This window comes from Pseudaquabacterium terrae (genome assembly GCF_013266755.1).
Taxonomy (GTDB): Bacteria; Pseudomonadota; Gammaproteobacteria; order Burkholderiales; family Burkholderiaceae_C; genus Pseudaquabacterium; species Pseudaquabacterium terrae.
The window spans coordinates 564,837-588,683 of the sequence record NZ_JABRWJ010000004.1 but is presented as its reverse complement, the minus strand read 5'-3'; the positions used below and the strand labels follow the sequence as shown (position 1 = coordinate 588,683).

Sequence of the window (23,847 nt, the reverse complement as noted above, 5' to 3'; positions counted from 1 at the left end):
GAACATGCGCAGCATCCGCGAGGCGCCCAAGCGGCCCATCAACCTGTCGCTCAATGCCAAGGTACTCGACATGGCCAAGGATATGGGCCTGAACATTTCCCAAACCGTCGATGCCCTGCTCACCGAAGAGGTCCTTCGGCAATACCGCGAACGTTGGCAAGAGGACAACGCGCAGGCCATCGCGGATTACAACGCCCGCATCGAGCGCGAAGGCACGTTCTCGCAGCGCATCCAACGGTACCTGGAGGAGCAGCGCGCGAAGGAACCGGAGTCATCGCGCTGATGGCCCGCTTCGATGTCTACGCGACGCCGATCCGGGATGAGAAGCACCACACGCCGTTCTGGCTCGACGTGCAGGCCGACCACCTGAGCGGTCTGTCCACGCGCGTGGTCGTGCCGCTGCGCAAGGTCAACCCGAAGCTCCCGCCGACGCAGCGTCTGAATCCCGAATTCGTCATCGAAGGCACCGCCGTATTCGCAGACGTTCCGAACCTCGGCACCACCCCGCTCAACCTGCTGCGCCGCCCGGTCGCCTCCCTGCGTGACCAGCGTCAGGCGATCGACGACGCGCTCGACTTCCTCTTTTCCGGCTTTTGACATCGACATGGACATGCCGCCCGCCCGCCCCGTCCGCCACCAATACGAAGACTTCATGCGCCATGTCTTCTTCCATGGCACGCCGAAGTCCGACCGCACCGGCACCGGCACGCGCAGCGTATTCGGCCATCAGCTGCGCTTCGACCTGAACGAAGGCTTCCCGCTGGTCACGACGAAGAAGGTGCACCTGAAGTCCATCATCCTCGAGCTGCTGTGGTTCCTGCGCGGCGACGGCAATGCGCGCTGGCTGCAGGAGCGCGGCGTGACGATCTGGGACGAGTGGGCGCGCGAAGACGGCGACCTCGGGCCGGTCTACGGCGTGCAATGGCGCTCGTGGCCGACCCCTGACGGCGGCCACATCGACCAGATCGCCGAGGTGATCAAGCAGCTGAAGACGAACCCCGATTCGCGCCGCATCATCGTCAGCGCGTGGAACGTCGGCGAGCTGTCGAAGATGGCGCTGATGCCCTGCCATGCGCTGTTCCAGTTCTACGTCGCCGACGGCAAACTCAGCTGCCAGCTCTATCAACGCAGCGCCGACATCTTCCTCGGCGTGCCCTTCAACATCGCCAGCTACGCGCTGCTGACGCAGATGCTCGCGCAGCAGTGCGATCTGGCGCTCGGCGACTTCGTCTGGACCGGCGGCGACTGCCACATCTACGACAACCACGTCGAGCAGGTGCAGGCGCAGCTGGCGCGCACGCCTTATCCGTATCCGCTGATGCGCCTGCGTCGCAAGCCGGCGTCGATCTTCGACTACGAGTACGAGGACTTCGAGCTGCGCGAGTACCAGCACCATCCGGCGATCAAGGCGCCGGTGGCGGTGTGATGGCGGCGCCGAAACCCGAGATCGCGCTGATCGCCGCGGTCGCCCGCAACGGCGTGATCGGCGACGGCAACCGGCTGCTGTGGCGGCTGCCCGAGGACATGCGCTACTTGCGCGAGCAGACCAGTGGGCATCCGGTGATCATGGGCCGCAAGACCTGGGACTCGCTGCCCGAGCGCTTCCGCCCGCTGCCGGGCCGCACCAACATCGTCGTGACGCGGCAGCGCGGCTGGTCGGCATCGGGCGCCGTCGTCGTGCACGGGCTCGACGAAGCGATCGCGGCAGCCGGCGCGGTGCCGCGGCTCTTCGTGATCGGCGGCAGCGAGCTGTATGCCGCCGCGCTGCCGATCGCCGACGAGCTCCTGTTGACCGAGCTGGACGCCGACTTCGACGGTGACGTGCACTTCCCGCCCTGGGACCGCGCGCAGTTCACCGAGACCGCGCGCGCGCTGCACCACGCCGCGCCGCCGAATGCCTTCGACTTCGCCTTCGTGCGTTATCGGCGCCGCACGTCTCCCTCGGTCGGATGAGACCATCCCGCATTTGATGGGGCATTCGCGCGCGGCGCGTGCCTAAACTACGCGCCTGCCGGGCAGTTTTCAAAGACCCGCGCGTAGAAGTCTAGAGGGAGGACTCCATGCCGTTCATCGGACTCGGCCTGCATGTGCTGGTCGCGTTGTGCTTCGCGGTGCACGCGGTGCGCAGCGGCCAGCAGACCTACTGGCTGTTCATCCTGTTCTCGTTCCCGCTGCTCGGCAGCATCGTCTATTTCGTCGCGGTCTACCTGCCCGATTCACGGCTCGAGCGCGGCGCGCGCAAGGCAGTTCGCGGCGCGGTGAAGGCGCTCGATCCCACGCGTGAGCTGCGCGCCGCGCGCGCCGATTTCGAGGACACGCCGACCGCGCAGAACCAGATGCGCCTGGCCGCCGCGCTGCTCGAAGCGGGCGCGACGGACGAGGCCTTGCAGGCCTACGCAGCCTGCCTGCACGGCCCCTTCGCCGGCGACCACGAGATCCGCTTCGGCGCGGCGCGCGCCGCGCTCGCCGCGGGCAAGCCGGAGCAGACCGTGCGGCACCTGCGCACGATCCGCGCCGCCGATGCCGGCTTCCGCGCCGAGGCGCTGGCGCTGCTGCTGGCGCGTGCGCTCGGCGACGCCGGCCACGCCAGCGAAGCGCGCGCCGAGCTGCAATCGGCGGTCGAGCGCTTCGGCAGCTTCGAAGCCCGCGCCGAATTCGCGATCTGGGCGGCGCAGACCGGCGACCGCGGCCTGGCGATCCGGCTGCACGCGGAGATCGAACAATCGATGCGGCGCTGGAACCGCCACACGCGCACGCTGAACGCGCCGCTGCTGCGGCGGCTGAAGGAAGCGTTCGCCGCGCTGCAGGCGGCGGGCTGACATCGTGATCCGCTTGCTCGCCATCGTCGCCGCCATCTGGCTGCTGCTGCTGCCGCCGGTATTCACCAATGGCGAATGCAGCGCCGAGCTCGAAGGCTTGTCGAACGAGTTCGAGCACCAGCCCCGCCTCGTCTCGACACCGAACGCGGCCCGCGCCTTGTTCGCCGAGCGCGGCGTGCCGGTGTCGGTCATCAGCGCCGACGACTGCCGGCGCGGCAAGCCGCGCTTCCTGCGGTCCTGCGGCTCCGGTCCGCTGATCCAAGCCGAAGTGCCGGTGCGCAACCGCATCTGCCGGATCTACCGCGACGACACGATCGAGGTGCAACTGCACTACGACGATCGCAACCGCCTGCAACGCTTCGCCCTCGACATGGCACCGTACCGCTCGCTGCCGCTGCCGTGGGGCGGCGCGATCCATTGGGGACGCTAGTTTGCTTCACCAGGCTGCTGCTCGACCTTGAACCCATGATCCTCTTCCGCACCACCTGTGCCTGCCTGCTGCTGAGCAGCGCCGCCACCGCCCTCGCCCAACCGGCGCCGAAGCCCCGCGTATCGACGCGCGACGAACTCCGCGCCTGCCTGCAGGAGGAGGACAAGATCAAGCCGCAGCAGGCGTCGCTGAATCAGCGCATGCGCGATCACAACATCGAGATGAAGCGATTCCAGGACAACATGCAGGCCCTGGTCGCCGAGCAGCCGAAGGTCGACACCAGCGACCAGGCCGCGGTCGACGCCTTCAATGCGCGGATGGACGCGCTGAACAACCGTGTCGCCGAGCTCAATCTCCTGGGGCGGCAACTCAACGAAGAACAGGCTGAGCTCAATGGCCGGATCAACACCATGAACAAGCGCTGCGCCGGCATGGTCGTGAGCTTCGCGGACCGCGATGCGGTGCTGAAGGAACGCGCGGCGCAAGCGCGCAAGCCCTGAGCTTGTCGAACAATGCCTCACGGGGCAGCGATCGAGCCGCACCTATCATCGCGCGATGCCCCGCGCTGCCCTGTTCGCCCACCGCGCCAGCGCGCCGTTCACGCGCTGGTTCGCCGGCTGGTGGCGCGTCGTGCAGTTCTCGACGTTGATGTTGACGCTGGCCGCCAGCCCCGCCAGCTACCGCGGCGGCGAGCAACGCCGCGCGCTGGCGCAGCACCTGGTCGCCGGCACCAGCGCGGCGCTCGCCTGGTTCACGCTGGTCGCGGCGCTGGCGACGCTGGTGATCACGCGCATCGTGCTCGTCACCGCGATCAGCTACGGCCTGTCACGCTATGCGCTCGAGATGTTGATCCGCGTGCTGGTGCTCGAGCTGATTCCGCTGGCCGCGGCCTTCTTCGTCGCGGTGCGCTTCGCGCTGCCGGCGGGCACCGAGATCGTCGCGCTGCGCCGCAGCGGCCGGTTCGCGGCGCTGCAGGCGGCCGGGCGCGACCCGTTGCGGCACGAGCTGCTGCCGCGCGCACTGGCCGGCGTGTTCGCGGTGTGGATGCTGGCTGCGGCCAGTGGCGTCACCGCGCTGGTGCTGGCCTATCTCGTCGCGCATGGCTTCTCGCCGTGGGGGCTGGCCGGCTACAGCCGCACCGTCGGCCATGTGCTGAGCCCCACCGTCGCGCTGGTCTTCGTGCTGAAGACGCTGCTGTTCAGCCTGGCCGTCGCGCTGATGCCGCTGGCCTCGGCGATGGCCGACGCGCCGGCCCGCCGCACCCGCGCCGGCCCTGAGTTGCGCGGGCTGATCCGCATGCTGGCGGTGATGGTGCTGATCGAGCTCGGCTCGCTGATGGTCAACTACTACTGATGGAAGCGCCGCCGCCCTCACCCGCCGAAGCGCCGCCGCCCGCGCCGGTGCCGCCGGCACCGGAAAACGCGCCGCAGTCCGTGCCGCTGGCGGCGGAAGACCCGCCGCCGGTGGCCAACGTCGAGGTCAAGGCAACGGCGCTGCTGTTGCTGCTGCTCGCGCTGATCACCGGCACGGTGCTGTACGTGATGGCCGCGCGCGGCGCCTTCGAGCCGACGCAGGAACTGGTGCTCGTGGCCACCGATTCCGAAGGTGTCGTCGTCGGCATGGACCTGACGTTCTCCGGATTCCCGATCGGCCGGGTGCGCCGCATCGAGCTGGCGACCGACGGCAATGCCCGCATCCTCGTCGACGTGCCCAGGAAGGATGCGCACTGGCTGCGCACGACCAGCGTCTTCACGCTGGTGCGCGGCCTCGTCGGCAACACGGCGATCCGCGCCTACAGCGGCATCCTGACCGATCCGCCTCTGCCGCCGGGTGCCGTACGCAACGTGCTGATCGGCGATGCCACGGCCGAGATCCCGCAGGTGATCGCCTCGGCCAAGGAGCTGATGCAGAACCTGAACCGGCTGAGCGCCAGCGACTCCGCGCTGCAGAAGAGCCTCGACAGCCTGCAGACGATGACCGCGCGCCTGAACGCGCCGCAGGGCGCGCTCGGTGCGCTGCTCGGCAACGACGCGGACGCGAAGAAGCTGATCGTCACGGTCGACCGCGCCAACGCCTTGCTGGCGCGGCTCGACGGCCTGACCGCCCGCGCCGACCAGCAGCTGTTCGGCGACGACGGCCTGGCGCGCGACGTGCGCGCGTCGGTGCGCGAGCTGAACCAGCTGCTCGGCGAGGCGCGCAGCAGCCTGAAGAAGGTCGATGCCGTGCTCGCCGACGCACAGGTCGTGGCCGGCAATGCCAAGGTCGCCACCGCCGACCTGGGCGCTCTGCGCGCCGAGGTCGAAAGCAGCCTGCGCAAGGTCGAGCAGCTGGTCAACGAGGTGAACCGCCGCTGGCCGTTCGCGCGGCAGACGGAGATCAAGCTGCCATGAGATCCGTTGTCGCCGCTGCCGCACTGTTCATGCTCGCCGCCTGCGCCAGCGGCCCGCCGCCGCCGGACTGGCAGATGAACGCCCGCTCGGCGATGGAGCGCTATCTGGACGCGTACTTTGGCGGCGAGGTGCGCATCGAAGCGCAGGAGCTGCAGCGCGTGCGCGCCGAGATCGCGCGCACCGGCCGGCCCGAGCTGCTGGCGCGCGCCGAGCTGCTGCGCTGCGCGGCGCAGGTCGCGAGCCTGGATTTCGACGAATGCCCGGCGTATCAGGCGCTCGAACCTGATGCCGCCGCGCCGGAGCGCGCTTATGCCGACTACCTGTCGGCGCGCATCGCGCCGGCGAATGTCGCGCTGTTGCCCGAGCCGCAGCGGGCGCTGGCCGCGACGGCAGGCGCCGGCCCGGGTGATGCCGCGGCGCTGCTGAAGATCGAGGATCCGCTGTCGCGCCTGGTCGCCGCCGGCGTGCTGCTGCGCGGCGCACGCGCGCATCCGGCTGTCTTCGGCGTGGCGATCGACACCGCGTCGGCGCAGGGCTGGCGGCGGCCGCTGATGGCCTGGCTCAAGCTTGCTCTGCAGCGCGCCGAGCAGGCCGGTGACAGTGCCGATGCGCAGCGACTGCGGCGCCGGATCGCACTGGTCGAAGGCGGCGGGACAGCGCCGAAGTGATGAGGATGAAGACAGCACCGATGCCCTTCACACGCGTCCATCTCGATGTCTCACGCGGCGCCAATCACCCAGGTCACTGCCCCATGCTCAAGCCCGTCATCCTCGCCCTTGCACTCCTCGTAGCGCAGTCCGGCTCGGCTCAGCAGTACGCTGACGTTCGCGGGTGCTGGCTCAAGGAAATTGTTGTTGATGGGAGTGGCGCCACCCTCCGATTCGGACGCGGCGCGAATGGAGCGGGATCGGTGACGTCACTATCGGACCAGGACGTTGTTCTCAGTCGATATCGCGTCGACGGTGAAACAGTCCTGACCGAGTCATCGCCAGACAACTTCAGCGTCAGAAACGACTCCATTCGCCTCATTCGCGGGCAGGTCATCACGTTGAGCGGGTTTCATGCCGGATGCCGGTTCTCGTGGATCCACGACGGAGGCAGGCAAGGGGTTGAAGTCGTTGCAACGGACACCAGTGGACCGGGATTCCAACCGTACACCGTGCGCACCTTCCTGCCCTTGCGGGAGTGATCCACCATTTCATCCTGGCCAAGGACGATCCCTGTGGAGAAGCGGAATGAAGAGGAGCAGGTGATCCATGGCTGACACGCCCGCGTCACCGTGCCTGCGCAGCATGCAAGACCCCGCCATGCTCGACACCCCAGGACCCGCCATGCCGCTGCTGCTGCCCCGCCGCCACCTCCTGATCGCCGGCGCCGCCACCGGCCTGCCGTCGATCCTTGCGCAGGCCCAGGCCCCCGCGACGATCACGCGCGACAGTGCGCGCCCGGGCTTCCCGTCCGGCGTGCAGAGCGGCGACGTCACCGGCGATCGCGGCATCGTCTGGGCGCGCTGCGACCGGCCGGCGCGTTTGTGGGTCGAATGGGCGACGACCGCGAGCTTCGCCGCGCCGCGCCGCCTGCGCGGTCCGCACGCGCTGGAGGTCACCGACCACTCGGCGCGCATCGACCTGACCGGCCTGCCGCCGGGGCAGGACATCTTCTACCGCGTGCAGTGGGAAGACAGCGCGAGCGGTGCGCTGTCCGAGCCGATGGCCGGCCATTTCCGCACCGCGCCGGCGGCGCGCAGCGACGTGCGCTTCGTCTGGTCCGGCGACACCGCGGGCCAGGGCTGGGGCATTTCCGAGGCCTTCGGCGGCATGAAGATCTACGAGGCGATGAGAAAGCTCAACCCGGACTTCTTCCTGCACAGCGGCGACACCATCTATGCCGACGGTCCGATCCAGGCCGAGGTGAAAGTGGGTGACGACGGCGTCTGGAAGAACCTCGTCACCGAGGAGAAGAGCAAGGTCGCCGAGACGCTGAAGGAGTTCCGCGGCAACTACCGCTACAACCAGCTCGATGCGCATGTGCGGCGCTTCAATTCCGAAGTGATGCAGCTGTGGCAGTGGGACGACCACGAAGTCACCAACAACTGGTCGGGCTCGAAGGACTTGTCCGCCGACGCGCGCTACAGCGAGAAGAACGTGCCGCTGCTGACCGCGCGCGCCACCCGCGCCTTCCTCGAGAACGCGCCGATGCGCTGGTTTGCACAGCAGGAAGAAGAGCGCGTGTATCGCCGCATCGGCTGGGGCCCGCTGCTCGATGTCTTCGTGATCGACATGCGCAGCTACCGCGGTCGCAACACGCACAACCGCCAGGAGCGCGCCGATGCCGACACGCCCTTCCTCGGCGCCGCGCAGCTCGAGTGGCTGCGCGACGGGCTCAAGCGCAGCCGTGCGCTGTGGAAGGTGATCGCGGCCGACATGCCGCTCGGCCTGGTCGTCGGCGACGGCAAGGATGCCGAGGGCCGCGCGCGCTTCGAGGCCGTGGCCAACGGCGACGGCCCGGCGCTCGGCCGCGAGCTGGAGATCGCCGAGCTGCTGCAGTTCATCAAGCGCGAGCGCATCCGCAACACCGTCTGGCTGACGGCCGACGTGCACTACACCGCCGCGCACCACTATCACCCGAACCGCGCCCGCTTCCAGGACTTCGAGCCCTTCTGGGAGTTCGTCAGCGGCCCGCTGCACGCCGGCAGCTTCGGACCGAATGCGCTCGACGACACGTTCGGTCCGAAGGTCGAATTCGTCAAGGCGCCGCCGGCCGGTCAGGTCAACCTGCCGCCCTCGGCCGGACTGCAGTTCTTCGGCGAGGTGCAGATCGAAGCCCGCAGCGGCGCGCTCACCGTGCAGCTGCGCGACCTGAACGGCGCTTCGCTATGGCAGACGACGCTCAAGCCGCAGCGCGCTTGACGCCCGGCGCCCTCGGCTTGCGCGGCTTCGGTCGGATCGGGAGCCATCGGGGCGCCCGGCGTGCCATCCTCCCGGGGCTGCAGCCCGCGCCCCGGAGCCGACATGCCCAAGCCTTCGAAATTCGACACGCTGATCGCGCCTTATCGCCATGCCGCGCCGTCGCGGCGCTTCGCGCTGGCGGCGATCGATCCGTCCGCCAAGCCGCTGTCCAGCGGGGATGGCGATCGCGACAAGGCGCAGGTCGAGGCGCTGGCGGTCGAGCTCGATGCGCTGCAGGACCGGCTGTATGCCGATCGCCGCTACAAGCTGCTGGTGGTGCTGCAAGGCCTGGACACCAGCGGCAAGGACGGCACGCTGCGCCATGTCTTCGGCCGCATGAGCCCGCTGGGCGTGCGCTGCGTCAGCTGGAAGGCGCCGTCCGACGCGGAGCGCGCACACGATCCGTGGTGGCGCATCCACCAGGCCGTGCCGGGCGCCGGCGAGATCGTCGTCTTCAACCGCAGCCACTACGAGGACGTGCTGGTGCCGGTGGTGCAGGGCACGCTGGCGCCGGCGGACACCGCGCTGCGCTACCGGCAGATCAACGACTTCGAACGCATGCTGCACGAGACCGGCACGGTGATCTGCAAGTTCATGCTGCACCTGTCGAAGGACGAGCAGCGGCGCCGGCTGCAGGCGCGGCTCGACGATCCGGACAAGCGCTGGAAGTTCAATGCCGACGACCTGGTGGTGCGCCGGCGCTGGAACGACTATCAGAAAGCCTACGCGGCCGCGATCGCCGCCACCGGCACGCGCTGGGCGCCGTGGACCATCGTGCCGGCGGACTCGAAGACGCACCGCAACCTGATGATCGCGCTGCTGCTCAAGCGGGAGCTGGAGCGGCTGGACCTGCGCTATCCGGCCGGCGATCCCGCGCTGCGGGGTAAGCGCATTCGATAGATTCTGTTCAGGCCGCGAGCGGCAGGCTGAAGTAGAAGGTCGCGCCCTGCCCCGGCGCGGCCTGGGCCCAGACGCGGCCGCCATGCCGCTCGACGGCGCGGCGCACGATGCTCAGGCCGACGCCGGTGCCTTCGAAGCGCCGGCCGTGCAGGCGGCGGAAGGGCTCGAAGATCTGCTGCGCCGCGCTGCTGTCGAAGCCCGCGCCGTTGTCCGCCACGCGCACCACGTGCTCGCCGCCGCGCAGCTCGGCCGTGACCTCGATGCGCGGTGCCGGCTGTTCGCGGCTGAACTTGATCGCGTTCGAGATCAGGTTCGTCAGCACCGGCCGCAGCAGGTCGGGGTCGCCGTCGACCTGCGGCAGCGTGCCGAGCTCGATCGCCGGCAGCGCCTGCGTGGGCTGGGCCGCGGCCAGCTGCTCGATCACCTCGCGCACGATCGTGTCGAGCGAGAAACGCCGGCGCTGCAGCACGATGTCGCCGACGCGGGCCAGGTCGAGCAGCGCACCGACCAGGCGCGTCGAGGTCTCGGCCTGCGCGGCGATCGCCGGCAGCACGCGGCGCGCGACCGAGACATCGCCCTTGTCTTCCAGCGCTTCATGCGCCAGCCGCGCCAGGCCCTCGATGCCGCCGAGCGGGCCGCGCAGGTCGTGCGAGATGCTGCGGTTGAAGCTCTCCAGGCCGCCGACCAGCTGCGCCAGGTCGAAGGTGCGCTCGGCCACGCGCTGCTCGAGCGTCGCATTCAGCTGCATCAATTCGGCTTCGGCGAGGGCGCGGCGGCGCACTTCGGCTTCGAGCGCGCGGCGGCGGCGCAGCAGGCTGACCGTCAGCAAGGTCAGGCCGAAGAACAGCACCGGCAGCACGCCCAGGTAGCGCAGCATGCGCAGGTCGGCCTTCAGCGCGACCAGCAGCGCGAGGATCACCGGGATCATCAGCACCGCGATGCCGATGATGCCGTGGCCGGCGCCGGGCTCGCGGCGCGCGGCCCGGAACGCCATCAGCGCGCAACCGGCGTAACCGAGCACCGCCGCGGCGTTGCTGACCGAGCGCAGCACCGGCACGCCGCCCATGTAGCCGACCAGCACCAGCGCGCCCGGCAACAGCAGCAGCGCGAGCACCGCGCGGCGCAGCCGTGTCAGCCGCCCGAGGTAGCGCACCAGGCCGATGGTCATCGTCATCGTGCTGAGCAGGATCACCGCGGCAGTGGCGCGCTGGGCGGGCTCGACGATGTAGGCACCGGTCGGCAGGTGCTGTTCGCTGCCGGCGTACCAGACCGCGGCGAGCGCGAAGCTCACGCACAGCCACGGCATGCCCGGTTCGCGGTCGCGCACCCACATCGCGCCGTAAAGCACGGCGAGCACGGCCAGCACGAAGGCGGCCATGTCGGTGGCGGTCAGCGGTTGCACGGACATCATCGGTCGGGGGGACCCGTCGAAACGGCGGCGCGGACACAGCGCTTACCGGCCGTTACGGGGCCGATGATCCTAGCTCGGGATTTCCCCGGAATGCGCCCCGAATTTCGTGAATTCGATCGCGGCGTGCCGTCTCAGTGAAGCACCCAGACGATCGCGCTGCGCGGCGGCAGCGTGAAGCGGCCGCTGTCGCGGTCGAACCGCGCCTCGGTGCGCGCGCGGCGCTCGGCGGCGCGCGGCGCGCGGTGCACCGGGTGCAGCTCGAAGGGCCGGCCCTGCGCCGCGTCGATCGCCAGCGTCTGCGGCTGCTGGTCGGCGTTGACGAAGTACAGGACCTCGCGGAAGACCGCGCCGGGGTAGCCCTGCCCGTGCAGGTGCCCGGCGATCACGGTCGGCAGTTGCTGCGGACCGGTGTTCGGCAAGCGCAGGCGCGCCTCGATGTCGGCGGCCGTGCGCAGGCGGAACAGCGTCGACGAGCGGCGGATCGCCAGCAGGTCGCGGAAGGCGTCGCGCGTCCAGGCGATCTCCGCCGGGCCGGGCTTGATCGATGCATCGGCGAGCAGCGGCTTGATCAGCGGCCAGGCCTTGCCGTTGTCCTGCTCGGGCGGCAGGCCGGCGCCGAAGCCGTTGTCGCGATACGTCCAGTCGAGGCGGTTGAACCAGTCGCCCGAGTCATAGCTGTTGGCGTCCATCGACTTGCTGCGCAGCATGTCCTGGCCGGCGTGGAAGTACGCGATGCCCTGGCTGAAGGCGTTCACCGCGGCGCCCAGCACCTGCACCCGGGCGCGATCGATGCGCGAAGTGCCGGGCGGCAGCTTGGCCGCGGCATCGTCGAACAAGGTCGCGTTGTCGTGGTTCTCGACGTAGTTGACGACCTCGGCCGGCTCGGCGACATAACCCGCCGGCTGGCTGCCGTAGGCGATGCGCTCCAGCGGCTGCGCGAGGCCGTCGTGCGTTGTCAGGCGATAACCCCGGATCGAGCCGGCCAGGCCGACCCGCGCCAGGTCGGCGGCGCGCATCAGGTCGTCACGCGTGGCCGGCGGCGCGAGCGGATGCGGGTCGGCGTGCTGGCCGTTCAGCCAGCCCTGCGCGTGCAGGCCGCCGCGGCCACGCAAGGCATCGCGCGCCCGGTCGCTGAAGGTACCGATGCCGCTGCCGTTGAGCGACAGCTGCGAGGCCTGCTCGAAACGCGCGCCGTCGGCCACCTCGCCGAAGTTCCAGCCTTCGCCGATCAACGGGATCTCGCGGCCGAGCGTGGCTTTCAACTGGGCCTTCAGCTCGAGCATCGCCGCCTTCGGCTGGTGGCCCATCAGGTCGAAGCGGAACGAGTCGATGCGGTAGGACCGGGCCCAGGTCAGCACCGAATCGATCATCAGCTTGGCCATCATCCGGTGCTCGGTGGCCGTGTTGTCGCAGCAGGTCGAGCGCTCGACTTGGCCGTTGGCGTCGAGCCGGTGGTAGTAGCCGGGCACGATGCGGTCGAGCACCGATTTCGGATGCTGGCCGGCGGCGGCGGTGTGGTTGTAGACCACGTCCATGCCGACGCGCAGGCCGGCCGCGTGCAGCGCCATCACCATGCGGCGGAATTCGACGATGCGGCTGGCCGGATCGGCGGCGCTGCTGGCGTAACTGCCTTCGGGCACGGTGTAGTGCCAGGGGTCGTAGCCCCAGTTGAAGCAGTCGGTCGCGGCACCGGCCATCACGGCGACCTGCTGCTGCACGCCGTCGGGCGGGCCTTGCAGCGCGTGCGCCGGCGGCGAGGTGCAGCCTGCCTCGGGCACGGTGGCGAGGTCGAACACCGGCAGCAGGTGCAGGTCGGTGATGCCGGCTTGTGCGAGCGCCGCGAGGTGCTGCATGCCCTTCGAGCGGCGTTCGGTGAAGGCGAGGTACTTGCCGCGGTTCGCCGCCGAGACGCTGGCATCGCCGGCCGAGAAGTCGCGCACGTGGAGCTCGTAGATCACCAGGTCGGTCGGCGCCCGCACGGTCGCCGGCGTGCGGTGGCGGTCCCAGCCGGGCGGCTTCAGCGTGGGCGCGTCGAGGTCGGCGATCCACGCGCGCTGCGAATCCGCGCCCAGCGCGAGCGCGTACGGATCGGTGACGCGGTTGCGCACCCGGCCGATGCCGGGCACGTGCACGTCGACGAGGTAGCGGTAGAAGCGGCTGCGCACGGGGCCGCTCAGGCGGGTCGACCAGACGCCGGTGCTCTCGTCGCCGTGCAAGGGCGCGAGGCGAGCCGCCGGGCCGTCGGCGCGGTCGTACAGGCACAGGGCGACCTGCTGCGCGGTCGGCGCCCAGAGGCGGATGTCGGTGAAGCCGCGCTGCGGTGTCGCGCCGAGCGGGCCGGCCGATGCGGCGCCGGCGAACAGCTCGTCGAGCGCGGCGGCGGCCTGCAGCAGCGTCGTGCGCAGTACGCGGCCCTGCTCGTCCTCGTGCACCAGCAGCAGCTGTTCGCGCTGCAGGCGGCGCAGCGTGGCCACGTCGGCCTCGGCCTGCAGCACGAGGCCGGCGCCGACGTGGCGGAAGCGCTGGGCCAGCGCCGGCGGCACGGCTGCGATCGTCAGCGCGACGGCGCCGTCGGCACCCTGCACGGGTTGACCGGCGGCGGCGATCAGTGACGCGTCTTTGGCGTGATAGAGCCTGAAGCGCGCGCCGGGCGCCTGCTCGACCTGGGGCCACTGCAGCAGCCGCGCCGACAGCCAGACCGCCTGCGGCTGCTTGCCGCCGTGGGCCGCAAGCGCAGCAGCCGGCCGCAACACGGTCTCGAATGCCGGGCTGTCACAGTCGGCAAGACTCGGCTGCGCGGCCAGCGCAGCAGGCAGCATCAGGGTGGCGATCAGAGTGCAGGCAAGCGACTTCACGCGCCGCATGGTACAGAAACAAAACTACGCTTTTAAGCTCTGCGACAAACCCTGATTGCCTTGTCAGATGTATTCAAACTACATTGATTCGATGCTCCGACTTGCAAGGCTCGCCGCAGCCGCCGCCAGCGCTGCGCTGCTCACCGCCTGCGCGCTGCTGCCCGCTGCCGACCCGATCCCCTTCGACCGCCGCCCGGTCCCCGAGCGCGACCCCGGCAGCGCGCTGCCCGCCGGCTGGCAGCACGGCGCCTTCATGGAGATCTTCGTGCGCGCCTGGCGCGACAGCGACGGCGACGGCATCGGCGACCTGCGCGGGTTGACGGCATCGCTGCCGTACCTGCAGGAGCTCGGCATCAAGGGCATCTGGCTGATGCCGATCACCCGCAGCGCCGACCACGACCACGGTTATGCGGTGACCGACTTCCGCGGCCTCGAGCCGGCCTACGGCACGCTGGCCGACTTCGACGCGCTGATCCGCGAGGCGCATGCACGCGGCATCGGCGTGATCATGGACTACGTGATCAACCACGCGGCGCGCGAGCACCCGGCCTTTCGCGACGCGGCCGCCTCCGCCGGCAGCGCGCAGCGCGACTGGTTCCTGTGGCAGCCCGAGGCGCCGGCCGGCTGGGACGTCTGGGGCAAGAACCCGTGGTACCCGGCCGGCGGACACCACTACTACGCGACCTTCGGCCCGCACATGCCGGACTTCAATCTGCGCGACCCGGCAGCGCTGGCCTACCACCACGACAGCCTGCGCTTCTGGCTCAACCGCGGCCTCGACGGCTTCCGCTTCGACGCGGTGCCGCACCTGATCGAGAACAGCGCGAAGGACTGGAACGACCAGCCCGAGAGCGCGGCGCTGATGCGCGGCATCCGCGCGCTGATGGACCAGCACTATCCCGGCCGCTGGCTGGTCTGCGAAGCCACCGCCAGCCCGCAGCGCTGGGCCGGCCGCGACGCCTGCGGCAGTGCCTTCGCCTTCGGCCTGGAGCACCCGATCATCGATGCCGCACGCGGCAAGCTCGAGGCGCTCGCCCAGGTGGCCGCGTACTTCACGAGTGCCCCGCCGACGATGGCGACGATGCTGTCGAACCACGACATCTTCGCCGGCAAGCGGCTGCGCGACCAGCTCGGCGGCGACGATGCGGCCTACCGGCTCGCCGCCGCCACCTACCTGCTGCTGCCGGGCACGCCCTTCATCTATTACGGCGAGGAGATCGGCATGGCCGGCGTCGCCGCGCTGCAGGCGGACGAGCCGCTGCGCACGCCGATGAGCTGGACCGCCGATGCCGCCACCGGCGGCGGCTTCACGCGGCCGGGCGTCAAGCCGTTCCGCCCGGCATCGGACAACGTCGCGACGCACAACGTCGCCGCGCAACAGGCCGACCCCGCGTCGCTGCTGGCGCACTACAAGACGCTGCTCGCGCTGCGCAACACGCTGCCCTCGATCGCCCAGGGCCGCTACGAAGCGCCGCAGGTCAACGGCCTCGTCGTCGCTTTCCAACGCGCCACCGATGCCGAGCGCACGCTGGTGCTGATCAACTACGGCAAGAGCGCCGCGACGATCCGCGTCGACGGGCTCGGCGCGAACGCGCGTTTCGCCAGCGAATACCCGGCCGGCGGGGCGCGTGCGCAGGCCGATGCGGACGGGCGGCTGCACTTTGCTCTCGGGCCGCAGTCGTGGCGGGTGTTGAGGAAGGAGCGCTGACGGGCAGCGTCCGCTCGCGACGCTGAAGAGACCGAACGTAGGATGATCCGTCGCCAACCCCTCGGAACACGCCGATGCTGCACGCGCCGGTCACCAACCTCTACGACGGCGCGGCTGGCGTGATCTGGGCGCTGGACTGGCTGCGCGCGGCCGGCGCCGCCGACTGCCCGTCGTTCGCGCGCTACCTCGAGCCGCTGCGCGAACGCAACCGCGCCGCTTTGGCCGACATGCCCGGCGACAACACCAGCAGCTGGCTCATGGGCGATCTGCCATTCGAGATGATGGCCTGGGGCCACGCGCCGACGGCCGCGCGTGCCGACACGATCGCCGCGCTGATCGAGCGCAACATCGATCATCCGGCGCGCGAACTGATGTGGGGCTCGCCCGGCTCGCTGTTGGCCGCCGCGATGATGCACGGCGCGAGCGGCGACGCGCGCTGGGCCGCCCTCTTCCGCCGCATCGCGCAACGGCTGCGCGAACGACTGCTGTGGTGGCAGATCTGCCGGGCCGCGCGCTCGATGCGCTCCTGACCGAGGCTGGCGAGGCCACATGGGCCGCGGGCCCGCTCGCCAAGGGCTCCAACCTGTGCCACGGCACGGCCGGCAATGCCTACGCGTTCCTGGTGCTGCTCGCGCGCACGCGTGACGCGCGCTGGCGCGAGCGGGCCCGCGCGTTTGCAATGCACGCGATCGCCCAGTTCGAGGACGAGACCGCCCGCTTCGGCCGGTTGCGCCATTCGCTGTGGACGGGGGACATCGGTCTGGCGATCTTCCTGTGGGATTGCCTGCGCGAGCGGGCGCAGTTTCCGGCCTTGGATGTCTTCTTCGCGGCACCGGTGTCTGCCATATCCTCAGCCCGCGCCAAGGCGTAGCTGAAAGCCACGCTGGCGGCCGCGGATGGCTTGTCAGTCCGTGCTCCGATCAAGTCGCTGCGGGGGATTCTGGATTGCGCTTCGGACGTGAAATGCTTCAGCACTGGGCCCTCGACCCGGCCGACGTTTACCTCAACCACGGCACCTTCGGTGTCACTCCCAGGCGTGTCATGGCGGCGCAGCAGGCGCTGCGCGACACCATCGAACGCCACCCGGCGCGCTTTCTGGGCCGCGAGCTGATGAGCCTCGAGGCGCAGCCCCCCTCGCAGCCGACCTTGCTTCGAAGCGCCGCCGACCAGGTCGGCGCATTTCTCGGCGCGCGTGGCGACGACATCGTGTTCGTCGACAACGCCAGCAGCGGCGTCAACGCGGTGCTGCGCTCGTTGCGCCTGCAGCCCGGCGACGAGATCGTGCTGTTCGACAGCGCCTACGGTGCAGTCGCTCGCACCGCGGACTTCGTCGCACGCGAGCAGCGTGCGCAGGTGGTGACGGTGCCGCTCGCCTTCCCGGTCGCCGATCCATCGACCTGCGTCTCGGCGCTTGCAGCGGCCCTCACGGCGCGCACCCGCATCGCCATCCTCGACCACATCAGCTCGGAGACGGCGCTCTTGATGCCGCTCGCGCAGATGGCGGCGCTGTGTCGCGAGCAGGGCGTGCCGGTGCTGGCCGACGGCGCCCACGCGCCGGGAGCGATCCACGTCGACATCCCGATGCTCGGCGTCGACTGGTACGTGGCCAACCTGCACAAGTGGGCCTTCGCACCGCGTGCCTGCGGCGTGCTGTGGGCGGCACCAGGCCGGCGAGCGGGCCTGCACCCGAACGTGATTTCCTGGGGGCTCGATGTCGGCTGGCACCAGGAGTTCGAATGGACCGGCACGCGAGACCCGACACCCTTTCTGTGTGCACCCGACGGCATCGCATTCATCACCGACTTTCTCGGCACCGAGGCGATGCGCGACCACAACCACGGCCTCGCATGGCATGCGGCCCAGATGCTCGCCGAACGCTGGGGGCTGCCCTGGATCACACCCGAAACCATGGTGGGCTGCATGGCCGCAGTGCCACTGCCGGCGCAACTCGGCAGCGACCGCGCCGGGGCCGAGCGCCTGAAGGACTGGCTGCTTTTCGAGCGCCGCATCGAGCTCGCCGTCTTCGCCCGCGGCGGGCGCCTGTGGGCCCGCGTGGCAACACAGGTCTACAACGAGCTCGGCGACATCGAGCGCTTCGCCGAGGCGATCGACGAACGCAGCGCGCTGCGCTGAGCCTGCTGCCTGAGTCAGCGCGCGCGCAGGTAGTGCATCGCGACCGCACCGCTGCGCAGCGGCTTCGCCGAGACCAGCTCGAGCCGTCGTGTGCTGGACAGCCCGCTCTGGTACAGGGTCGGGCCGTGGCCGGCGATCCTGGGATGGACGAGGAACCTGTACTCGTCGATCAGATCCAGCCGGTCCAACTCGGTCGCGAGCTTGCCGCTACCGAGCAGCACGCCGGCCGGGGTCGCGTCCTTGAGCTTCTGCACGCCCGTACGCAGGTCGCCGGCGACGTGGTGGCTGTTGGTCCACGGGAAGTCCTTTCGCGTCGACGACACCACGTACTTCGGCTTGGCCTCCAGCTTGAGCGCCCACTCGCGCATCGCCGGCGGCGCTTCCTCGTCGCCGCGGGCGACCGCCGGCCAGTGGCTCTCCATCATCTCGTAGGTGACGCGGCCCCACAGCATCGCCCCGACCTCGTCCATGAGGCCGGTGAAGAAGGCGTGTGTCTCGTCGTCGGCGATTCCCTCCTGGTGGTCGACGCAGCCGTCCAGGGTGAGGTTGATGCTGAAGGTCAAGAGCCCCATGCGGCGAGTCTAGGCCGGGCAATCGCTCGTGGATGTTCGGGATGCTCAAAGACCGCTATGCAGCGGGTGCTGTCATTGGCGGCCGCGAGCAGTCGTCATGGTTCCGGCCACCTTGCCGCCACTCGCATAAAGCTGTGTAGTCGCCGCAGTCCGGACGTGCGGCAAATCGTGAAGGAATGCCGCTCCGCGCGTTCCGGGGACATGCCGACGCGTGTGCCGCGGCCGGACATGACTTGAGCCACTCCCGCGCCCTCGGCAGCACGGCGCATTGTTGCGCCTGTGGGCATCGGGCGGCCAAGCCGGTGGTTCATCGGACGCTGCCACGAACTGCTTGGCAGAGTCACGTTTGAGGCGCTTGCAACCGGCCAGATGCCCCGCCGGACGAACGTCGCAAAAGCACCTTCGGAGTTGCACGATGATCACACGCCGCCAATCCCTGTTGCTGCTGCCGGCTGCCGCTCTGGCGCCGCAATGCTTTGCTTTCGATCTGGGCAAGGCGTTGGGCGCCGCCCAGGGCCTCGTCAGCGCCAACAGCATTACCGACGACGAGATGCGTGCACAGTCGCGCCGCATGGTCGAGCAAATGGACGCGCGCGCGCCGATCGCGCCCGCAAACGACCCGTACGCCCGCCGCCTCGCCGCACTGACCCGACAGTGCCGCGATGACCAGGGCCTGGACCTCAACTACAAGGTCTACCTGACCAAGGACGTCAACGCCTTCGCCACCGCCGACGGCTCCATCCGCTTCTACAGCGGCCTGATGGACATGATGACCGACGACGAGGTCCGGTACGTCATCGGCCACGAGATCGGCCATGTGCAGGCCGGTCACTCGCGCAAGCGCATGCAGCTCGCGCTGAGTTCGGGCGCCCTGCAGCAAGCCGCTGCGGCTGCCGGCGGCAAGGCGGGAGCACTGGCGCAGTCGGAGCTCGGTGAGCTCTTCGTGAAGGTGGTTCGCGCACAGCACTCGCAAGGCAACGAGAATGAAGCGGACGACTACGCGATGCAGTTCCTCTCGCGCCGCCAGTACGACCGCCGCGCCGCTGTTACGGCCCTCGAAAAGTTGGACAAGCTGTCCGGCGGCGGCTCGAACTGGCTGTCCACCCACCCAGCGCCGCGCGATCGCGCGCAGCGCATGCGCAATCAACTGGGCTGAGCCGCAGCATCCCTGCAACTCATGTTCAAGGCCTTTCTGGAGATCGGCATGACGTTCACTCGGATCGTGACCACGGCAGTGTTCGCGGCTGGCCTGATGCTCGCCGCCGGTGCTGTGCAAGCTCAGCGCAAGGTCTTCGTCAACGGCCGACTCATGAACCCGCAGCAGTTGCTCGTCCTGGACCGGATGCAGTGCACCTTCATCCCTAGTGGCAGCTACTGGCTCGACGCAGCAACCGGTGCCTGGGGCTACGCGGGCAATCCGAGACGGCAGGGGTTTGTCGGCGACCTGTGCCGCACTGGCGGGCAGAGCCATCGGAGTCTGAGCGAGCGCGGATTGCTCTACACACCTGGCGATCTGACCTTTCGGTGAGGAGATCGCTCCAGGGGCCCAGCCAGCCAGCGCGAACACCCTGACGTCCGGCTCACCCGCGCGACCGTGAACCGAGCGATCTCAGGCGGCGACTGGGCGGGCCTCACAGTGTCGATGCCTGCTCCAGGCCGCGCGAACTCGCGGTGCCGACCCGCTGCTGTCGGCCACCATCTGCATCAGCCGCCCGTCGCTGAAGGCAAGTACCGGCTCATTGCTGCCTGTGGCGGATGGGCCGGATAGCGGACGGTGAAGCTGCACTACGGACCCCTAAGCGGTGCACGTCCACCTGCTCGAGCTGACATCCGGGGTGCCCGGCATTCAGCTGCGTCAGCGGTGATGCTGATACGGGCAGCTGAGTTGATGCGTCTTCTGCGCCCGTGCGGCGGTTCATGTTCGGCCCGAGTGCGTGCAAAGGGCTTGCACGGCCAGTTGGCGGGTGCGCAGATCGAATCGGAAACTGTGGTCGGCATCGCTGACCTCGGGGCCGACATGGAAGCCGCGATTGATCAGACCAGGCCCTCAGGTCCGCTTCAGTTGGCCGTGATCTTGCGTTCCCGTACGACGGCGCTCCACTTCGCGTCTTCTTTCTTCATGAAGGCCGTCAACTCGGCGCGCGTAGTGGGCTGCGGGGTCAGGCCGTGCTTGTTCAGCGCGTCCTTCACGCTCGGGTCGTTGAGAGCCTTCACGATCTCGACGTTCCAGCGATCGAGAATCGGCGTGGGCGTCTTGCCCGGTGCCACGAAGGCATACCAGTTCAGCGCCTCGAAGCCGGGGTAGCCGGACTCCGCGACCGTCGGGATGTTGGGCATGTATGCCGGGCGCGTCGGACCCGTGGTGGCCAGCGGGACGAGCTTTCCGGCCTCCACGTGCGGCAGCGCAGTGGGTGGCGCCGAGAAATAGCATGCGATGCGTTCGCCCAGCAGGTCCTGCAGGGCCGGCGCGCCACCTTTGTAGGGCACGTGAACCATGTCGATCCCGGCGCGCTGGCTGAAGAGTTCGCCCGCCAGATGGGATGCGGAGCCCGCGCCGGTAGACGCGAAGTCGACGGCACCCGCCTTCTTCTTTGCCAAGGCGACGAACTCGGCCAGCGTCTTCACGCCCACGCCTTTGTGGACCACCAGCAAGTTTGGGAAATTGACGCCACCCGACACCGGCGCAAGATCCTTGAACGGGTCGTAGCTGACCTTCATCACATGCGGGGCGATGGTCAGCGGGCCGATCGAGCCGAACAGGAGCATCGTGCCGTCGCCCGGGCCGTTGGCCACCTGCTGGTGCGCGATGTTGCCGCCGGCGCCGGCCCTGTTGTCGACGACAACGGTTTGCCCGATGTTCTCGCCCAGTTTCTTGGCGATCAGACGGGCCGCCGCATCGGCCGCGCCGCCGGCGGCAAAGCCTACGATCAGCGTGACCGGCTTCTTGGGTGGGAAGTCCTGTGCATGGCTGGGGCTGCTCAGCAACAGCGCAGCGAAAGCCAGCGTCGTAGCGCGCAGCAGGTGGGAAATATTCATCGCGGATCTCCGGAAAGGGTGTTGTGATTGGTCTTCAATCGGCCGCCAGACCGATCGTGTTGGGCTGGCGCTTTTCGATCGCATGCCGCAACAGGGCCGCGCTGCGGAAGATGCCGTGCCCAAACTTGCCGTAGGGCAGCGTGGCGAACAAGGCCATCACGGCGCCCAGGTGCAGGCACAGCAGCACGGCCAGGGCGGGCGTGCCGCGGCCCAGCCAGAGTGCCAGCCCGCTGGCGCTGGTGAGGAACAGCAAGGCAATGAAGCCCAGGTCCATCGGTCTTTGTAAGGCGTCGCCATGCATGGGATGGCGCCGGCGGTTCAGATGCCACAGGCCTGCCGTGCCGATCATCAGGCTCACACCGCCGACCGCGCCGAGCAGCTTGGGCAGGCTGGGCAGTTCGTAGGGCGCCGTCCAGCCGAACGCGTAGTGGTAGATCGTCGCCACGCTGGTTGCCGCAAAGCACATCAGGAAGCCATAGAAGGTGAAGTGGTGGAAGCGCCGGCGCGCGAGGGTGAAGGCGTCGTCGTCGTTGTTGCAGCCCGCACCATGGCCACCGTCGAGGTACTTCAGGCGCAGCACCGCGTCCGTGGCCTCCGCAGCCGCTGGTCCACTCACCGGTGCGCCGCTGGTGGCAGGCTTGACGTCTCGCCAGAAGCCGCGCACCCCCATCGCCAAGGCCAGGGCTGCGAACAGGAACACCGGCGCGAACAAGCCGACCAGAAGGTTGTGAGGGAACAGGTTGTAGAAGTTGCCGCCGAGCTGTCCGCCCCACAACGTGCCGTTGACGGCCACGGCCAGGATCAGGAACAGTGCCAGGCCCGTCGCCAATGCCAGCGACAGCATCAGGCCGTTGCGCTGGTACAGCGCGCCCAGGGCCGGTGGCCACGCATAGTCGACATAGGTCTGGCCACGCACCTGGGCCATCGCCTTCGGCACGTTCACAGCAAACTCGTGCGGCGGCGCGTACTGGCACGCATGCAGGCAGGCGCCGCAGTTGTGGCACAGGTTGGCCAGGAAGTGGATGTCGGCCTTGCCGAACTCCAGCCGCCGCGTCATCGCCGGGAACACCGCGCAAAAGCCCTCGCAGTAGCGGCAGGCATTGCAGATCTGCATCTGGCGGCCGACCTCGGTCTCAGGGGCGCTGAGGATCGGTATGACCGTGCGGCTGCCGGCGGCAAGCGGCACCGCTTCGCGGGCCAATGACTCAAACTGCTGCATGTTCGAACTCCTTGCGTGCAGCCAATGCCGCTTGCGTACCGGCGATGCGGCCGAATGCGGTGCCGATCGACATGCCGACCCCTGCCGTGTAACCCTGACCGAGCACGTTGCCGGCCATCATTTCGCCGGCGACGAAGAGATTGGGGCTGGGGCGGCCACCGAAGTGCACGGCGGACTTGTCGTTGACCTTGAGGCCCAGGTAGGTGAAGGTGACGCCGGGCTTGAGCGCGTAGCCGTAGTAGGGCGGCGTATCGATCGGCCGTGCCCAATGGGTCTTGGCGGGTGTCAGCCCCTCGGTGCGGCAGTCGTCCAGTGCCGTATGGTCGAAACTGCCGGGACGGCAGGCGGCGTTGTAGGCCTCCACGGTGTGCACGAAAGCCCGCTCGGGCAGACCCAGCCTGCTGGCCAGTTCCGCCAGCGTGTTCGCCGTGACGCCGGCAAAGACCGGGGGCATGAAGCGGCCGATCGCCTTCTGGTCGATGATCGAGTAGCCGATCTGGCCGGGTTGCTGTGCCACCAGACGGCCCCAGATCGCATAGCGCTTGGGCCAGAAGTCCTCGCCCTCGTCGTAGAAGCGCTGCGCTTCGCGATTGACGACGACGCCGAGCGAGACACAGTCGATCCGCGTGCAGATGCCGCCGTCGTACAGCGGCGCGCGCGCGTCGATCGCCACCATGTGCGCCTGCGTCGGATCGCCAATCGAATCGGCGCCGGCCTCCATCATGGATTTGAGCAGCACGCCTTGGTTGAATCGCGTGCCGCGGATCAGGAAGTTGTCGGAGGGCCACTCGCCGCGCCCGTTCTGGCCCCAGGCCTCGCGCAGCCAATCGCGATTGGATTCGAAGCCGCCGGCAGCCAACACACAGCTTCTGGCCTCGATCCGCTCGCCGCTGACAGTGCAGGCGGCGACGAAGCGGTCTCCGTCGAGTTCGACCGACACCACCGGCGTGTCATAGCGGATCTGCACGCCCAGTTTCTCGGCACTGCGAAAGTAGGCGTTGACCAGAGCCTTGCCACCGCCCATGAAGAATGCGTTGGTGCGTGCCACATGCAGGGCTCCCGACAGCGGCGGCTGGAAGTGCACGCCGTGCTTGCGCATCCAATCGCGGCAGTTCGACGAAGCGCGGATTGTCAGGCGCGCAAGTGCTTCGTTGGTGATGCCGCCGGTCACCTTCAGCAGGTCTTGCCAATACTCCTCTTCGGGGTAGGCATCGACCAGCACATCCTGCGGCGCGTCGTGCATGCAGCGCAGATTGCGCGTGTGCTGCGAATTGCCGCCGCGCCATTCGCGTGGCGCGGCCTCAAGCAGCATCACCGACGCGCCGGCCTCGCTCGCCATCAGTGCAGCACACAACGCAGCATTCCCGCCGCCGATCACCAGCACGTCGAGCATCTGATCGTCTCCTCTTCGCATGGAGACGCACTG

General features: G+C 69.1%; 25 protein-coding genes. 19 read left to right on the top strand and 6 right to left on the bottom strand.

Annotated features, from left to right (window positions below):
• Positions 1-4: 4 nt before the first annotated feature.
• From HLB44_RS15360 to HLB44_RS15300, 13 genes are all read left to right on the top strand, one after another.
• Positions 5-283, top strand: coding sequence for a type II toxin-antitoxin system CcdA family antitoxin (locus HLB44_RS15360; RefSeq protein ID WP_173123955.1), 279 nt, complete (start codon positions 5-7; stop codon positions 281-283).
• A complete protein-coding gene (locus HLB44_RS15355) occupies positions 283-597 on the top strand; it encodes a CcdB family protein (RefSeq protein ID WP_173123953.1) in 315 nt (104 codons plus the stop codon). Before HLB44_RS15360 ends, HLB44_RS15355 begins: the two co-directional genes overlap by 1 nt.
• 7 nt (positions 598-604) lie before the next feature.
• Positions 605-1,426, top strand: a complete 822-nt coding sequence (locus tag HLB44_RS15350; RefSeq protein WP_173123951.1) for a thymidylate synthase — start codon at positions 605-607, stop codon at positions 1,424-1,426.
• Positions 1,426-1,953, top strand: a complete 528-nt coding sequence (locus HLB44_RS15345) for a dihydrofolate reductase (protein ID WP_173123949.1) — start codon at positions 1,426-1,428, stop codon at positions 1,951-1,953. Before HLB44_RS15350 ends, HLB44_RS15345 begins: the two co-directional genes overlap by 1 nt.
• A 107-nt stretch (positions 1,954-2,060) precedes the next feature.
• The gene (locus HLB44_RS15340; RefSeq protein WP_173123947.1) at positions 2,061-2,819 is read left to right on the top strand and encodes a hypothetical protein; all 759 of its coding nucleotides are present in this window, start codon (positions 2,061-2,063) and stop codon (positions 2,817-2,819) included.
• 4 nt (positions 2,820-2,823) lie between these two features.
• Entirely contained in the window at positions 2,824-3,249 is a 426-nt protein-coding gene (locus tag HLB44_RS15335) for a hypothetical protein (protein WP_173123945.1), read from the top strand.
• Positions 3,219-3,749 carry a hypothetical protein gene (locus HLB44_RS15330; protein ID WP_173123943.1) on the top strand — a complete coding sequence of 177 codons (531 nt, stop codon included), beginning with the start codon at positions 3,219-3,221 and terminating at the stop codon, positions 3,747-3,749. The genes HLB44_RS15335 and HLB44_RS15330 overlap by 31 nt, the downstream gene beginning before the upstream one ends.
• Before the next feature lie 55 nt (positions 3,750-3,804).
• Positions 3,805-4,602, top strand: coding sequence for an MlaE family ABC transporter permease (locus tag HLB44_RS15325; RefSeq protein ID WP_173123941.1), 798 nt, complete (start codon positions 3,805-3,807; stop codon positions 4,600-4,602).
• Positions 4,602-5,639 carry an MlaD family protein gene (locus HLB44_RS15320; RefSeq protein WP_173123939.1) on the top strand — a complete coding sequence of 346 codons (1,038 nt, stop codon included), beginning with the start codon at positions 4,602-4,604 and terminating at the stop codon, positions 5,637-5,639. Before HLB44_RS15325 ends, HLB44_RS15320 begins: the two co-directional genes overlap by 1 nt.
• Complete coding sequence (locus tag HLB44_RS15315; RefSeq protein ID WP_173123937.1) at positions 5,636-6,307, top strand: hypothetical protein; 672 nt, start codon at positions 5,636-5,638, stop codon at positions 6,305-6,307. The genes HLB44_RS15320 and HLB44_RS15315 overlap by 4 nt, the downstream gene beginning before the upstream one ends.
• Positions 6,308-6,390: 83 nt before the next feature.
• Positions 6,391-6,828, top strand: a complete 438-nt coding sequence (locus HLB44_RS15310; RefSeq protein WP_173123935.1) for a hypothetical protein — start codon at positions 6,391-6,393, stop codon at positions 6,826-6,828.
• Between the two features lie 142 nt (positions 6,829-6,970).
• Entirely contained in the window at positions 6,971-8,548 is a 1,578-nt protein-coding gene (locus HLB44_RS15305; protein WP_173123933.1) for an alkaline phosphatase D family protein, read from the top strand.
• A gap of 102 nt (positions 8,549-8,650) precedes the next feature.
• Positions 8,651-9,487, top strand: a complete 837-nt coding sequence (locus HLB44_RS15300) for a PPK2 family polyphosphate kinase (RefSeq protein WP_173123931.1) — start codon at positions 8,651-8,653, stop codon at positions 9,485-9,487.
• A gap of 7 nt (positions 9,488-9,494) precedes the next feature.
• Here HLB44_RS15300 and HLB44_RS15295 read toward each other — a convergent pair whose 3' ends face one another.
• Positions 9,495-10,889 carry an ATP-binding protein gene (locus HLB44_RS15295; protein WP_173123929.1) on the bottom strand — a complete coding sequence of 465 codons (1,395 nt, stop codon included), beginning with the start codon at positions 10,887-10,889 and terminating at the stop codon, positions 9,495-9,497.
• A gap of 140 nt (positions 10,890-11,029) precedes the next feature.
• Positions 11,030-13,717, bottom strand: coding sequence for an alpha-1,6-glucosidase domain-containing protein (locus HLB44_RS15290; protein WP_246312268.1), 2,688 nt, complete (start codon positions 13,715-13,717; stop codon positions 11,030-11,032).
• 127 nt (positions 13,718-13,844) lie between these two features.
• On the opposite strand from HLB44_RS15290, the gene HLB44_RS15285 reads away from it, so the two are divergent.
• The 4 genes from HLB44_RS15285 to HLB44_RS15270 all read left to right on the top strand — a co-directional run bounded on the left by HLB44_RS15285 (position 13,845) and on the right by HLB44_RS15270 (position 17,594).
• Entirely contained in the window at positions 13,845-15,461 is a 1,617-nt protein-coding gene (locus HLB44_RS15285; protein ID WP_173123925.1) for an alpha-amylase family glycosyl hydrolase, read from the top strand.
• 74 nt (positions 15,462-15,535) lie between these two features.
• Positions 15,536-15,991: a glycoside hydrolase family protein gene (locus HLB44_RS15280; protein WP_173123923.1), complete on the top strand. Its 456-nt coding sequence runs from the start codon at positions 15,536-15,538 to the stop codon at positions 15,989-15,991.
• On the top strand, positions 15,952-16,332 hold the full coding sequence (locus tag HLB44_RS15275; RefSeq protein WP_173123921.1) for a lanthionine synthetase LanC family protein: 381 nt from the start codon (positions 15,952-15,954) through the stop codon (positions 16,330-16,332). Before HLB44_RS15280 ends, HLB44_RS15275 begins: the two co-directional genes overlap by 40 nt.
• Positions 16,333-16,424: 92 nt before the next feature.
• The gene (locus HLB44_RS15270; protein ID WP_173123919.1) at positions 16,425-17,594 is read left to right on the top strand and encodes an aminotransferase class V-fold PLP-dependent enzyme; all 1,170 of its coding nucleotides are present in this window, start codon (positions 16,425-16,427) and stop codon (positions 17,592-17,594) included.
• 14 nt (positions 17,595-17,608) lie between these two features.
• Here HLB44_RS15270 and HLB44_RS15265 read toward each other — a convergent pair whose 3' ends face one another.
• Entirely contained in the window at positions 17,609-18,166 is a 558-nt protein-coding gene (locus HLB44_RS15265; protein ID WP_173123917.1) for a dihydrofolate reductase family protein, read from the bottom strand.
• A 415-nt stretch (positions 18,167-18,581) separates the two neighbouring features.
• Here HLB44_RS15265 and HLB44_RS15260 point away from each other — a divergent pair, with 415 nt between their 5' ends.
• Positions 18,582-19,322, top strand: a complete 741-nt coding sequence (locus HLB44_RS15260) for a M48 family metalloprotease (protein ID WP_173123915.1) — start codon at positions 18,582-18,584, stop codon at positions 19,320-19,322.
• A 21-nt stretch (positions 19,323-19,343) separates the two neighbouring features.
• Positions 19,344-19,694: a hypothetical protein gene (locus tag HLB44_RS15255; protein ID WP_173123913.1), complete on the top strand. Its 351-nt coding sequence runs from the start codon at positions 19,344-19,346 to the stop codon at positions 19,692-19,694.
• A 530-nt stretch (positions 19,695-20,224) separates the two neighbouring features.
• Here HLB44_RS15255 and HLB44_RS15250 read toward each other — a convergent pair.
• The 3 genes from HLB44_RS15250 to tcuA are packed head-to-tail and all read right to left on the bottom strand — an operon-like array spanning position 20,225 to position 23,814.
• Positions 20,225-21,202, bottom strand: coding sequence for a Bug family tripartite tricarboxylate transporter substrate binding protein (locus HLB44_RS15250; protein ID WP_173123911.1), 978 nt, complete (start codon positions 21,200-21,202; stop codon positions 20,225-20,227).
• A 34-nt stretch (positions 21,203-21,236) separates the two neighbouring features.
• Entirely contained in the window at positions 21,237-22,421 is a 1,185-nt protein-coding gene (gene tcuB / locus HLB44_RS15245) for a tricarballylate utilization 4Fe-4S protein TcuB (RefSeq protein ID WP_173123909.1), read from the bottom strand.
• Positions 22,408-23,814 (bottom strand): FAD-dependent tricarballylate dehydrogenase TcuA, encoded by a 1,407-nt coding sequence (gene tcuA / locus HLB44_RS15240; protein WP_173123907.1) that lies wholly within the window; start codon positions 23,812-23,814, stop codon positions 22,408-22,410. Before tcuA ends, tcuB begins: the two co-directional genes overlap by 14 nt.
• Positions 23,815-23,847: the final 33 nt, after the last annotated feature.

Excerpts from the sequence above, each read along its gene's own strand:
- HLB44_RS15340 (WP_173123947.1), top strand. The coding sequence starts at position 2,061 with ATGCCGTTCATCGGACTCGGCCTGCATGTGCTGGTCGCGTTGTGCTTC.
- HLB44_RS15280 (WP_173123923.1), top strand. The coding sequence starts at position 15,536 with ATGCTGCACGCGCCGGTCACCAACCTCTACGACGGCGCGGCTGGCGTG.
- HLB44_RS15260 (WP_173123915.1), top strand. The coding sequence starts at position 18,582 with ATGATCACACGCCGCCAATCCCTGTTGCTGCTGCCGGCTGCCGCTCTG.
- HLB44_RS15265 (WP_173123917.1), bottom strand. The coding sequence starts at position 18,166 with ATGGGGCTCTTGACCTTCAGCATCAACCTCACCCTGGACGGCTGCGTC.
- HLB44_RS15355 (WP_173123953.1), top strand. The coding sequence starts at position 283 with ATGGCCCGCTTCGATGTCTACGCGACGCCGATCCGGGATGAGAAGCAC.
- HLB44_RS15325 (WP_173123941.1), top strand. The coding sequence starts at position 3,805 with ATGCCCCGCGCTGCCCTGTTCGCCCACCGCGCCAGCGCGCCGTTCACG.
- HLB44_RS15255 (WP_173123913.1), top strand. The coding sequence starts at position 19,344 with ATGTTCAAGGCCTTTCTGGAGATCGGCATGACGTTCACTCGGATCGTG.
- HLB44_RS15250 (WP_173123911.1), bottom strand. The coding sequence starts at position 21,202 with ATGAATATTTCCCACCTGCTGCGCGCTACGACGCTGGCTTTCGCTGCG.
- HLB44_RS15285 (WP_173123925.1), top strand. The coding sequence starts at position 13,845 with ATGCTCCGACTTGCAAGGCTCGCCGCAGCCGCCGCCAGCGCTGCGCTG.
- HLB44_RS15310 (WP_173123935.1), top strand. The coding sequence starts at position 6,391 with ATGCTCAAGCCCGTCATCCTCGCCCTTGCACTCCTCGTAGCGCAGTCC.
- HLB44_RS15345 (WP_173123949.1), top strand. The coding sequence starts at position 1,426 with ATGGCGGCGCCGAAACCCGAGATCGCGCTGATCGCCGCGGTCGCCCGC.
- HLB44_RS15350 (WP_173123951.1), top strand. The coding sequence starts at position 605 with ATGGACATGCCGCCCGCCCGCCCCGTCCGCCACCAATACGAAGACTTC.
- HLB44_RS15300 (WP_173123931.1), top strand. The coding sequence starts at position 8,651 with ATGCCCAAGCCTTCGAAATTCGACACGCTGATCGCGCCTTATCGCCAT.
- HLB44_RS15320 (WP_173123939.1), top strand. The coding sequence starts at position 4,602 with ATGGAAGCGCCGCCGCCCTCACCCGCCGAAGCGCCGCCGCCCGCGCCG.
- tcuB (WP_173123909.1), bottom strand. The coding sequence starts at position 22,421 with ATGCAGCAGTTTGAGTCATTGGCCCGCGAAGCGGTGCCGCTTGCCGCC.
- HLB44_RS15315 (WP_173123937.1), top strand. The coding sequence starts at position 5,636 with ATGAGATCCGTTGTCGCCGCTGCCGCACTGTTCATGCTCGCCGCCTGC.
- HLB44_RS15360 (WP_173123955.1), top strand. The coding sequence starts at position 5 with ATGCGCAGCATCCGCGAGGCGCCCAAGCGGCCCATCAACCTGTCGCTC.
- HLB44_RS15305 (WP_173123933.1), top strand. The coding sequence starts at position 6,971 with ATGCCGCTGCTGCTGCCCCGCCGCCACCTCCTGATCGCCGGCGCCGCC.
- tcuA (WP_173123907.1), bottom strand. The coding sequence starts at position 23,814 with ATGCTCGACGTGCTGGTGATCGGCGGCGGGAATGCTGCGTTGTGTGCT.
- HLB44_RS15290 (WP_246312268.1), bottom strand. The coding sequence starts at position 13,717 with ATGCTGCCTGCTGCGCTGGCCGCGCAGCCGAGTCTTGCCGACTGTGAC.
- HLB44_RS15270 (WP_173123919.1), top strand. The coding sequence starts at position 16,425 with ATGCTTCAGCACTGGGCCCTCGACCCGGCCGACGTTTACCTCAACCAC.